General features: G+C 60.3%; 11 protein-coding genes. 2 read left to right on the top strand and 9 right to left on the bottom strand.

Annotation, left to right across the window (positions count from 1 at the left end):
- Positions 1-80 precede the first annotated feature (80 nt).
- Positions 81-1,649 carry a murein biosynthesis integral membrane protein MurJ gene (murJ, locus tag EL255_RS03055; protein WP_042652129.1) on the bottom strand — a complete coding sequence of 523 codons (1,569 nt, stop codon included), beginning with the start codon at positions 1,647-1,649 and terminating at the stop codon, positions 81-83.
- 191 nt (positions 1,650-1,840) lie between these two features.
- On the opposite strand from murJ, the gene rpsT reads away from it, so the two are divergent.
- Positions 1,841-2,104, top strand: a complete 264-nt coding sequence (gene rpsT, locus EL255_RS03050) for a 30S ribosomal protein S20 (RefSeq protein WP_005892298.1) — start codon at positions 1,841-1,843, stop codon at positions 2,102-2,104.
- A 48-nt stretch (positions 2,105-2,152) separates the two neighbouring features.
- Here the strand turns inward: rpsT and EL255_RS03045 are convergent, their stop codons facing one another.
- The 8 genes from EL255_RS03045 to rppH form a co-directional block, all read right to left on the bottom strand.
- Positions 2,153-2,455 (bottom strand): ArsR/SmtB family transcription factor, encoded by a 303-nt coding sequence (locus tag EL255_RS03045; protein WP_042652128.1) that lies wholly within the window; start codon positions 2,453-2,455, stop codon positions 2,153-2,155.
- 49 nt (positions 2,456-2,504) lie between these two features.
- Positions 2,505-3,437: a transcriptional activator NhaR gene (gene nhaR, locus EL255_RS03040; RefSeq protein WP_042652127.1), complete on the bottom strand. Its 933-nt coding sequence runs from the start codon at positions 3,435-3,437 to the stop codon at positions 2,505-2,507.
- Entirely contained in the window at positions 3,424-3,804 is a 381-nt protein-coding gene (locus tag EL255_RS03035) for a hypothetical protein (protein ID WP_197720932.1), read from the bottom strand. Before EL255_RS03035 ends, nhaR begins: the two co-directional genes overlap by 14 nt.
- A 20-nt stretch (positions 3,805-3,824) precedes the next feature.
- A complete protein-coding gene (gene nhaA / locus EL255_RS03030) occupies positions 3,825-5,015 on the bottom strand; it encodes a Na+/H+ antiporter NhaA (protein WP_042652125.1) in 1,191 nt (396 codons plus the stop codon).
- 305 nt (positions 5,016-5,320) lie between these two features.
- The gene (thyA, locus tag EL255_RS03025) at positions 5,321-6,115 is read right to left on the bottom strand and encodes a thymidylate synthase (protein WP_042652124.1); all 795 of its coding nucleotides are present in this window, start codon (positions 6,113-6,115) and stop codon (positions 5,321-5,323) included.
- The gene (gene lgt / locus EL255_RS03020) at positions 6,112-6,939 is read right to left on the bottom strand and encodes a prolipoprotein diacylglyceryl transferase (RefSeq protein WP_042652123.1); all 828 of its coding nucleotides are present in this window, start codon (positions 6,937-6,939) and stop codon (positions 6,112-6,114) included. Before lgt ends, thyA begins: the two co-directional genes overlap by 4 nt.
- A gap of 67 nt (positions 6,940-7,006) precedes the next feature.
- A complete protein-coding gene (gene ptsP, locus EL255_RS03015; RefSeq protein WP_042652122.1) occupies positions 7,007-9,286 on the bottom strand; it encodes a phosphoenolpyruvate--protein phosphotransferase in 2,280 nt (759 codons plus the stop codon).
- A gap of 13 nt (positions 9,287-9,299) precedes the next feature.
- Positions 9,300-9,827, bottom strand: coding sequence for an RNA pyrophosphohydrolase (rppH, locus tag EL255_RS03010; RefSeq protein ID WP_042652121.1), 528 nt, complete (start codon positions 9,825-9,827; stop codon positions 9,300-9,302).
- Positions 9,828-10,560: 733 nt separating this feature from the next.
- Between rppH and mutH the strand changes: the two genes are divergently transcribed.
- A complete protein-coding gene (gene mutH / locus EL255_RS03005; protein ID WP_042652120.1) occupies positions 10,561-11,235 on the top strand; it encodes a DNA mismatch repair endonuclease MutH in 675 nt (224 codons plus the stop codon).
- The last annotated feature ends 78 nt before the right edge of the window (positions 11,236-11,313 follow it).

Genomic DNA, 11,313 nt, shown 5'->3' with positions numbered 1-11,313 from the left:
GTCAGCCCTCATGGCCCGATTTCAGCTATCTGGCCCGGATCCCGAACGCCATCGGGGCGATCCCATGGCGTGCAGCAGGATCACTCCTGTTGCTGACCCGATTTCAGGTGCCTCGGTCGAATGCCGAGCGCCAGCAAGATGATCCCGTACAGACCGCCCCCCATGCAGAGCAGCAGGGTCAGCTCCAGGCTGGCCTTGCCCATGCTCCAGGCGCCCCATTGGGCGAGATCCGGTGACAGATAGCCAAGCATCCCCCCCATCGCCAGGGTCGCCACCAGCAGCTTGAGACAGAACACCCCGGTATGGCGGGATGGCCGGTAGACATTCTGCTGATAGAGCCCCTTGAACAGCAGGGCCGCGTTCAGGGTGCCGGAGCAGGCCGTCGACAGCGCCAGCCCCACATAACCGAGCGGGAAGATGAAGATGAGGTTGCACACCATGTTGGCGATCATGGACATCACCCCGATCCGCACCGGGGTCTTGGTGTCCTGGCGGGCGTAGTAGCCCGGCGCCAGCACCTTGATCAGCATCAAGGAGAGCAGCCCAGTGGTGGAGGCCAGCAGGCTGGCGCTGGACATGCTGACCTCGTGCAGGCCGAACTCACCACGCATGAACAGCACCCGCAGGATGGGCTCACGCAGTACGGCGATCCCCACCATGGCGGGCAGGCCGAGCAGCATCACCATCCGTACCCCCCAGTCCATGGTGCGGGAGAAATCGGCCGACTCCGCATCCACGTGCTTCTTGGCCAGTGCCGGCAGGATCACGGTGCTGATGGCCACCGCAAACAGGCCGAGGGGGAACTCCAGCAGCCGATCCGAGTAATAGAGGTAGCTGATGGCGCCGGTCGCCAGGAAGGAGGCCAGCATGGTGTTGATCAGCAAGTTGATCTGGCTGACCGAGACGCCGAACAGTGCCGGGATCATCAGGGTGCGGATCTTGACCACCCCGGGATGGTGCCAACCCCACTTGGGCCACACCAGCATGTTGATCTGACGCAGGAAGGGATACTGGAACAGGAACTGCACCAGGCCGCCGAGGAAGACCCCGATCGCCAGCGCGATCTCGGGCCGCTCCAGCAGCGGGGCAATCCACCAGGCCGCCGCAATCATGGTGAGGTTGAGGAACACCGGCGTGAAGGAGGAGACGGCAAAACGGCCGAAGGTGTTGAGGATGGCTCCCGCCATGGCGGTGAAGGTGATGAACCAGAGATAGGGGAAGGTTATCTTCAGCATCAGGCTGGCCAGCTCGAACTTCTCGGCCGCCGGGCCGCCGTGCAGCCAGTCCCAGAACCAGCCCCAGCCAAACAGGGCCGTCAGCACGCCCGAGCCCAGCACGCCGAGCAGGGTGACTATGGTGACGATGCCGCCGAGCGTGCCCGCCACCGCGGCCAGCAGATCGCGCACCGCCTGCTCGTCGCCATTTTTCTTGTACTCGGTCATCACCGGTACGAAGGCCTGGTTGAATGCCCCCTCGGCGAACAGTCGACGCAGGAAGTTGGGAATGCGGTTGGCAAAGAAGAAGACGTCTGCGGCCACCCCGGCGCCGAGCAGATTGGCGATGACCACATCGCGCACCAAGCCCATCACACGGGACACCAGCGTCATTGCGGACACTATCATGCCAGATTTGATCAATTTCTTACTCAAGACGAGGCCTCTGGAACTGTCAGAATGGAAAGAATGCTGCTAGAATCGGCCGACAGTTTAACCGCCTCCCAACTGACACACCACCGGGGGGCGGTGTTTATTTGCACAAATCATTTGACAATATGTGGTTGAGAAGGCATATTTCCGGGCCTTTTCAATACACTCGCTAAGACAGTTTTAGGAGTTTTACCTTGGCTAATATCAAATCTGCTAAGAAGCGCGCGATTCAATCAGAGAAACGTCGTCAACACAACGCCAGCCGTCGTTCCATGACCCGTACCTATCTGAAGAAAGTAATTGCTGCAATCGCTTCTGGCGACAAAGCTGCTGCCGTTGCTGCTTTCGCTACCGCTCAGCCGATCATGGATCGCATGGCTACCAAAGGCCTGATCCACAAGAACAAAGCTGCTCGTCACAAGAGCCGCCTGTCTGCCCAGATCAAAGCTATGGCTTAATCAGCTTCGGCTGAATAAAGCTCAAAAAACCGGCCTAGTGCCGGTTTTTTATTTATCTGCGCTGCAGTAAAGCCGGTGCAGCAAACCTATCAACTCCCGCACCTCATGGCTGCGCAGCGAATAGTAGACCGTCTTGGCCTCTTTTCGCGTCGCCACCAGCTCATCTCGCCGCAGCAACGCCAGATGTTGTGACAGGGCCGACTGACTCAGACCGAGCCGCTCGTTGAGCTCCCCCACCGACAACTCCCGCTCCAGCAACTGACACAGGATAAACAGCCGTCGTTCATTGGCCAGCGCCTTGAGCAAGGCCACCGCACGCCCAGCATTCGCCGCCATCTCTTCCAGTTGCATCTCATCTCCCCTCATGCGAGGCAAGGATCATACCCCCTGCCCCTTCCATTTAAAACGACAGGGTCGCCGGCTGGATCGTCGCGAAATCCTCCTGGCCGGCAAACAGGAAGGAGAAGTCGCTCTCGCATACCCGCTTCACCGCCGGATGCTGGATCATCCGCTCGGCGAAGATGACGTAATACTCCTCCATCAGATCCTGGGTCTCCCCCAGCAGCATCACCTCCTCCCCCTCCAGGATCTCCTCCCGATAGATGGTCGGTGCCATGAAGATACCCTGATTGAAGAAGCCGAATGCCTTCATCAGCGCCGCATCGTCGAACTCCCCCAGGATGCTGGGAGAGATGCCCTGCTGCTCGAACCACTGGGTCAGCTGGCGCCCCATGGCGGTGCGACGACCGGGGATGAGCAGCTTGCGCTCCTCCAGACAGGCGGGAAAGGGTTTCTCGGGCAGCGGCGCCTTGCAGAAGAAGCTGACACCGCAACCGCCGAGCCGCTTGGAGAGCAGGCCCGCATGCTGGCTGGAATCCACCGGGCAATCGGAGAGGATCATGTCGAGCTTGTGCTCGCTCAGTTGTTCGAGCAGCAGCTCGTGGGTCGATTCGAAGCAGCGCAGGTGAATGGAGCCATCGTTGGGGATGACCGAGAGCAGCACCCGGCTGGCGAGACGTTTGGAGAGCGCATCGGCGATGCCGACGTCGAACAGGATCTGGCTCTCCTTGCGATAATTGACGATATCCAGCATCTCATAGGAGAGGCTGAACATCTTGTCGGCATAGCGGAACACCAGCTGACCGAGCTCGGTGGCTTCGAGGGCACGCCCCTTGCGCATCAGCAGCTTGCCGCCCAGACGCTGCTCCAGCAGCTTGATCTGACCGGTGACGGTCTGGGGAGTGAGGAAGAGGGCCTCCGCCGCCTGGGTGACGGAGCCCTTCTTCTGAGTCATCCAAAAATAGTAAAGGTGGTTGTAATTAAGGTGTGACATCCGTTGGGGTTCCCGCGGCTGGCGGACTCCGGTAGCAGCTGAGTTCAGCCGCCAGAATGTCATACATGTCGCTGATCGAGTCAACCTTGTTTGCGGCGAACTGCGTCTGCAACCGGAGTTTGAGCTGCGCCTTGTCCGGTATCCGCTCCCCGCAGTAGCGCTTGTGGGACTTCTTCACCCGCTCCCCGGCCCGGCTGCTCAGGGCCCGCTCGGCGAAGGTCTCGCCGAACTGGGCCCTGGCCTGCTGGTCACCCAGCATGACGGCGCTGTCGACCACCCCATTGAGATAGGCGGAACAACTGCTGGATGCCGCATCCTGCTGGCAATCCGCCAGGCTGCTAGCCCAGAGCGCCGGGCTAGCCAGCATGACCAACCATCCTAGTCTTCTCATAACCCCTCCGTGCTTTGATCCGCCTCCCGGTTGGGCAGCGATATCCGCAGGGCGAGATAACCGACCACGGCCGCCAGGGTGGATCCCACCAGGATCCCGAGGCGTGAGTAGCTGCCGTAATCCAATCCGCCGTGCTCGAAGGCCAGCGATGCGATGAACATCGACATGGTGAAGCCGATGCCGCACAGGATGCTGACCGCGAAGATCTGCTTGAAGTTGACCCCGTTCGGCAGCTGGGCGATGCCGAGCTTCACCGCCAGCCAGCTGATGGTGAACACCCCGAGCGGCTTGCCGACGAACAGCCCCAGCATGATGCCAAGGGGCACCGGGCTCAGCAGGGCCGACATGCCTATTCCATCGAGGGAGACCCCGGCGTTGGCGAAAGCAAACAGCGGCAGGATCAGGTAGGCGCTCCAGGGATGCAGCGAATGCTCCAGGTGCTTGAGCGGCGAGGCATAACGCTTGCCGTTGAGCGGGATCATGAAGCCCACCACCACCCCGGCCAGGGTCGCATGGACGCCGGACTTGAGCACCGCCACCCAGAGCACCAGACCGACCAGCATGTAGAGGCCGATCCTGTCTTCGCCACGGCGGTTCATCCACAGCAGGGTGAGGGTCGCCAGGACGCCGACCACCAGTGCGGTCAGCGACAGTTGCTGGGTATAGAAGAGCGCGATGATGATGATGACCCCCAGGTCGTCCATGATGGCCAGCGCCAGCAGGAACACCTTGAGGCTGGTCGGCACCCGCTTGCCCAGCAACGCCATCACGCCGAGGGCGAAGGCGATGTCGGTCGCGGCCGGGATGGCCCAACCGGCTCGGGTCACCTCGTCTTCGTAGTTGAAGAAGGCGTAGATGAGCGCAGGGGCCAGCATGCCACCCACCGCGGCGATGGCCGGGAAGGTCGCCTGTACCCGGGACGACAGCGCCCCCTCCAGCATCTCACGCTTGACCTCCAGCCCGACCAGCAGGAAGAAGATCGCCATGAAGCCGTCGTTGATCCAGAGCAACAGCGGCTTGTCGATGTCGAGGGCGGCGATGCGCACCTGCACCGGGGTATTGAGGAAGGCCTGGTAGTGCTCGGCAAAAGCCGAGTTGGCCAGGCCAATGGCCAGCAGGGCCGCCAGGATCAGAATTATTCCGGAGGCCGACTCCAGTTTGAGAAATCTTTTGAATACGTCACTCATGGTCTAACTGTCCACAATATTGCATTTTTTTCAGTCTAGAGTCGAAGTGAGCCAATGAAAAATCGTTTCTAACTGCCATTAACAACGGGAAAACCGAAGGCAAAAATAAAGCCATCTGCTATAAGCATGTTTTCACATGCCTTTTCCCAGCCATCTCGCCATTCATGAAAATGCATAAATATTTTATTGGGTGCGTAAAAAAGGCGCCCTGAGGCGCCTTTCGAACAGATGCGGTCGAACCCTGTCTCGATGTCGGATGGCGCTCCCACTCAGGGAATAGCTCGCCACCGACGCGAAAGCCCGGATCAGATGGCGACGGGCGCCTTGATGCCGGGATGGGGATCGTAGCCCTGGATCTCGAAATCCTCGAACTGGTAGTCGAAGATGGAGTCCGGCTTGCGTTTGATCACCAGCTGCGGCAAGGGGCGCGGCTCGCGGGAGAGCTGCAGAGCGGTCTGCTCCATGTGGTTGGAGTAGAGGTGCACGTCGCCACCGGTCCAGACGAAGTCCCCCACCGCCAGATCGCACTGCTGGGCCATCATGTGGGTCAGCAGGGCGTAGCTGGCGATGTTGAACGGCAACCCGAGGAAGACGTCACAGCTGCGCTGGTAGAGCTGGCAGGAGAGCTTGCCGTCCGCCACGTAGAACTGAAAGAAGGCGTGGCAGGGTGCCAGCGCCATCTTGTCCAGCTCGCCCACGTTCCAGGCCGAGACGATGATACGGCGCGAATCCGGGTTGTGCTTGATGTCATCCACCGCCCGTTGGATCTGGTCGATGACGCTGCCATCGGCCGCCGGCCAGGAACGCCACTGGGCGCCATAGACCGGGCCCAGATCGCCGTGCTCGTCGGCCCACTCATCCCAGATGCTGACCCCGTGCTCCTTCAGATAGGCGGTGTTGGTGTCGCCATTGAGGAACCAGAGCAGCTCGTGAATGATGGAGCGCAGGTGGCACTTCTTGGTGGTGACCAGCGGGAAGCCGTCGGCCAGATTGAAGCGCATCTGGTGACCGAACAGAGAGACGGTGCCGGTGCCGGTACGGTCGGACTTGACCGTGCCCTCATCCAGGATCTTCTGCATCAGGTCGAGATAAGCCCTCATTGCTTAGCCTCCTTTGCCCCGTTACCGAACAGCTGCGGCCGCTTGTAGGCGACCCAGATCATCAGGGCGCCGATGATGATCATCGGGGTAGAGAGGATCTGGCCCATGCTGATCTCCTGGAAGTAGAGACCAAGCTGGCTGTCCGGCTGGCGTACGAACTCCACCAGGAAGCGGAACAGACCGTAGCACAGCAGGAACATGCCGGAGATGGCGCCACGAGGCGGATTCTTGCGCCAGAACAGGTTGAGGATGATGAACAGCACCACCCCTTCCAGGGCGAACTGGTAGAGCTGGGAGGGATGGCGCGGCTCCGGGCCGGCTTCCGGGAAGATGATGGCCCAGGGCACATCGGTGATCCGACCCCACAGCTCGCCGTTCATGAAGTTGCCGATGCGGCCGACCCCCAGCCCGAACGGGATCAGCGGCGCCACGAAGTCAGCCACGGTGAAGAAATGGCGCTTGGTCTTGTGGGCAAACCAGATCATGGCGGTGATGACCCCGATCAGGCCACCGTGGAACGACATGCCGCCGGTCCAGATCTTGAACAGATAGAGAGGGTCTGCCAGGAAGAGGTCGAAGTTGTAGAACAGCACGTAACCGACCCGGCCACCCAGGATCACCCCGAGGAAGCCGTAGAACAGCAGATCAGAGACCTCGTTGCGGGTCCAGCCACTGTTTGGCGCATCGGCGCGACGGCCCGCCAGCCACATGGCAAAGGCGAAGCCAAACAGGTACATGAGACCATACCAGCGTACCGATAGTGGTCCCAAACTGAATGCTACGGGATCAATCTGCGAGAAAACCCAATATCCATCGTGCTGCATAGTGCGGCCCCAGTCATAAGAAAAGCCGCATTCTCCGATCATTCGTCAGCAGGAACAAGACTGAATATCAATCGGGCAGCTTGGCCTTGTGGCCCGCGCGCAGCAAACCGCCGAGGCCGTGCTCTTCCAGATAGCGGGCAAACAGGCCACGCAGCACATGGGGATTGTCGTGCTTGAGGCCATCGGCCATCAGGGCCTTCAGCTCGCCGAGATTGGATTGGCGCAGCACGTACTTGATGCGGGAGATGTTGTGGGTATTCATGCTGAAGCGGCGGTAGCCCATGGCCAGCAGCAGCAACACGCCGACCGGATCCCCGGCCAGCTCGCCGCACACCGAGACCGGCTTCTGGTAACGGTGGGAGGCATCGACCAGCAGTTGCAGGGCGCGGATCACCGCCGGATGGAAGGCATCATAGATGCTGGCGACCCTGGCATTGTTGCGATCCACCGCCAGCAGATACTGGGTCAGGTCATTGCTGCCCACCGACCAGAAGTCGATGAGGGGCGCCATCTCCGGCAGGATATAGAGGGCGGAGGGCACCTCTATCATCACCCCCAGGCTGGGGTAGCGGATCACGGCATCGCGGCTGGCGGCCTCTTCCGACACCTCGCGCCAGGCCTGATCCAGCAGCCGGCGGGAGGCCCGGATCTCGCCGACGCTGCTGATCATCGGCAGCATGATGGCCAGATTGTCCAGCCCTTCGCTGGCGCGCAGCATGGCCTTGAGCTGGACCAGGAACAGCTCGGGATGATCTAGGGTGAGCCGGATCCCCCGCCAGCCGAGGAAGGGATTCTCCTCGACGATGGGGAAATAAGGTAATTGCTTGTCGCCGCCCACATCCAGGGTGCGCATGCACACCGGACGATCGCGATAGGTTTCCAGGATGCCGCGATAGCGCGCGGTCTGCTCCCATTCGGAGGGGAAGCTGTCCTGCAGCATGAAGGGGATCTCGGTGCGATAGAGCCCCACCCCGTCCGCCAGATGATTGAGGGAGATCTCGGTGTCGGCGCTGAGGCCCGCGTTGAGCAGCAGCGATACCGGCGTGCCGTCAGCGGTCTCGGACGGCTGATGATCCACGGTGCGCACCAGGGTATCCAGCGCCCGCTCCTCATTGAGCAGCTGCCGGTACTCGGTCAGGATCACCTGATTGGGTTCGATGAAGAGATCGCCGCTATAGCCGTCGACCACCAGGGTGCGACCACCGATGTCGCCGAGCGGCAGATCCACCCCCATGATGGCCGCGACCCCCATGGCGCGGGCCAAGATGGCGGCATGGGAGTTGGTCCCCCCCTTCAGCGAGACCACACCGCTCAAGAATTCGCGCGGGATCTCGGCGAGTATGGTGGCGGTCACCTCGTCGGCGACCAGCACCACCGGCTCCCCTATGGTGAGCTGCTCAGGCTCATCCTGCACCAGGCGGCTGATGAGCCGCTGGGCTATGTCCTTCACATCGGTGGAGCGCTCCCGCAGGTAGGGATCCTTCATCCCCTTGAACTGCTCGATCAGCCGATCGCTGATGAGCTTGACCGCGGAGATCGCGGTCCAGTGTTCCTTGCTGACCTTGTTGCGGATCGGCTTGATGTAACCGGGATCGTTGAGCAGGTGCAGATAGATGTCGAAGATGGCGACCGAATCCTGGCTGTAGCTCTCGCGAAAACGCAGCGCCAGGCTCTCCAGATCGTGGCGCACCTCCTCCACCGCGAGCTCCAGGCGCGCCAGCTGCTTGCCGTGCTCCTCGTCCTTGCGCGGGGTGATGCTGTTGAGCGCCTTGCGCGGGCGCCACACCCAGGCCTTGGCGATGGCGATGCCACTGGCCCCGGCGATGCCGCGCAGCGGCTTGCTCCAGTCGGTCTTCTGCAACCAGCCCTTGGCCTGGGCCTGGGCGATGCGGGCCGCCAGCTGCGCCGCCAGCGTGACCATGAAGGACTCTTCCCCCTCATCGAACAGCCGGCTCTCTTTCTGTTGTACCACCAGGATGCCCACCACCTGGCGCTGATGCATGATGGGGGCACCGAGGAAGGAGCGAAACGCCTCTTCGGCGACATCGGGCAGGAACTTGAAACTGGGGTGGGAAGGGGCATCGGCCAGGTTGATCAGCTCTTCCCGCTGACCCACCAGGCCGACGATGCCCTGCTCGAACGGCAGCGTGGCCTTGCCCACCGCCGACTCGGCCAGACCATCGGTCGCCGCCAGACGATAACGGCGCATGTCCGGTTCGGCGACGTAGACGGAGCAGCAGTCCACCGTCATGGCGAGCCGGGTCTGGCTCACCAATGCCTGCAAGGCCTGCTCGAGGGTGTTGGCCTCGGCCATGCTTTCGACGATGCGTCTGAGTTCCGTCAGCAACTAGCTGTGCTCCTTAGCGAGAGCGGTTGCGCCGCCCATCCTTTCGATTAACTTGCACCACGGGTACCGGCATGGCCAGCGGGGCAAACTCCTTCATCACCCGGCGGTAGACTTCCCGCTTGAAGGAGACGACCTGACGGACCGGGTACCAGAAGCTGACCCAACGCCAATCATCAAATTCCGGGTGACCATGACAGCCGAATTGGATCCTGGACTCTTTGCCCGGATCGAGCTGCAACAAAAACCATTTCTGCTTTTGGCCAATACAGACCGGTGAACTGTCCCAGCGAACGAGTCGTTTGGGTAAGCGGTACTTCAGCCAGTTGCGACTGGTCGCCAGTATGGTCACATCGTCTTGCCTGAGGCCTATCTCCTCGTACAGCTCACGATACATGGCCTGTTCCGGCGATTCACCATCATCAACTCCCCCCTGCGGAAACTGCCAGGAGTGCTGCCCATAGCGCTTAGCCCACAATACTTGTCCGTCACGGTTACAGATCACGATCCCGACATTGGGACGAAATCCGTCACCATCTATCACGTGATCACCTTATAAAGGCTGAATCTATAAAGAGATTGTTCCACATTCACTCCGTGGCAGCAAACAGGGACTGCAGTCAGCCACTCATGAATAACTTGGCATTTCAAGCCAAGTTATAAACAAATCTGAAGATCAAGCTCTGCGAGTTGCCCACCCAGACTGTGCATAAGCCTGTGATCAAGCGGGTATATACAGTAGTTTTATACTAAGACATCCAGTCATGCCGTATCATACCCGATTCGTTAAAAAACATAATATTCATTTAAATACATACAGTTAATATTTTAGTGCTGGATCAAGATCCATGTCTTTTGCCACCGAGGATCCTGGCTGTCAATTGTGAACAAGTTCGACTGCTCAAAGATCCACCAAGGCTAGTTTATCCACAAGGATGGCGCATTATCTGCACCGATATGGCGAGAAAAATCGGTGCACTCTCACATTTATTTCTGATAGCTGACCCTTCATCACCACTTTATGCCAGTTATCCAAGATTTCTGTGGATAACTATGTGCAACAGCCAGGCCAAACCCTTGGACAACTTATTGCAACCGGGATCCTGCGCTCGCGACGACTGGAGAAAGAAGTCAAATTCCTTTAAAATCATTGCCATAGATGATGATCCACAATCTTGCCCACCCTGTGCACAGCCGGGCAAGGATCGGTTATAAAAACAGCGATCCTCCGCGAGGATCAGACTTGCTAGACTCATCCCCTCTAACAGGAGTCCTCCATGCCCGCCAATCCCCAGTCAGAGCAGGAATTGCTGGCTCGCGCCTACGCCATGGCGGGCCTCACCCTGGCCCAGCTCGCCGCGACCGCCGGGATCCCGGTGCCGCACGATCTGAGGCGGGACAAGGGCTGGATCGGCCAGTTGATCGAATGGCAGCTGGGGGCCAGTGCGGGCAGCAGGCCGGAGCAGGACTTCCCGGATCTGGGCATAGAGCTCAAGACGATCCCGGTCGATCCTCATGGCAAGCCGCTGGAGACCACCTTCGTCTGCGTCGCACCGCTCATCGGGATCAGCGGCCAGCGCTGGGAAGAGTCGAACGTGCGCAACAAGCTGTCGCGGGTGCTCTGGATCCCGGTGGAGGGCAGCCGTGACATTCCCGTCGGCGAGCGCCGGGTCGGCATGCCGCTGCTGTGGAGCCCGAGCGAGGAAGAAGATCGGCTGCTGCGTCAGGATTGGGAGGAGCTGATGGACATGATAGTGCTGGGGGAAGTGGAGCAGATCAGCGCCCGCCACGGCCAGATCATGCAGCTGCGCCCCAAGGCGGCCAACAGCAAGGCGCTGACCCGCGCCATCGGCCGCAACGGCCAGCCGATCCAGACCCTGCCGCGAGGCTTCTACCTCAAGATTGATTTCACCCATCAGCTGCTGCGGCGCCACTTCGCCCTGCCCCTTTGATCTCGCCTATAAACATCCTTGTCATAAAGTGGTATAAAAATAACCAGACACACTTTCTTCGCAGCTAATGACAAGGAG

This window comes from Aeromonas encheleia, from assembly GCF_900637545.1.
Classification (GTDB): Bacteria; Pseudomonadota; Gammaproteobacteria; order Enterobacterales; family Aeromonadaceae; genus Aeromonas; species Aeromonas encheleia.
This window is presented reverse-complemented; position numbering and strand designations above follow the sequence as displayed.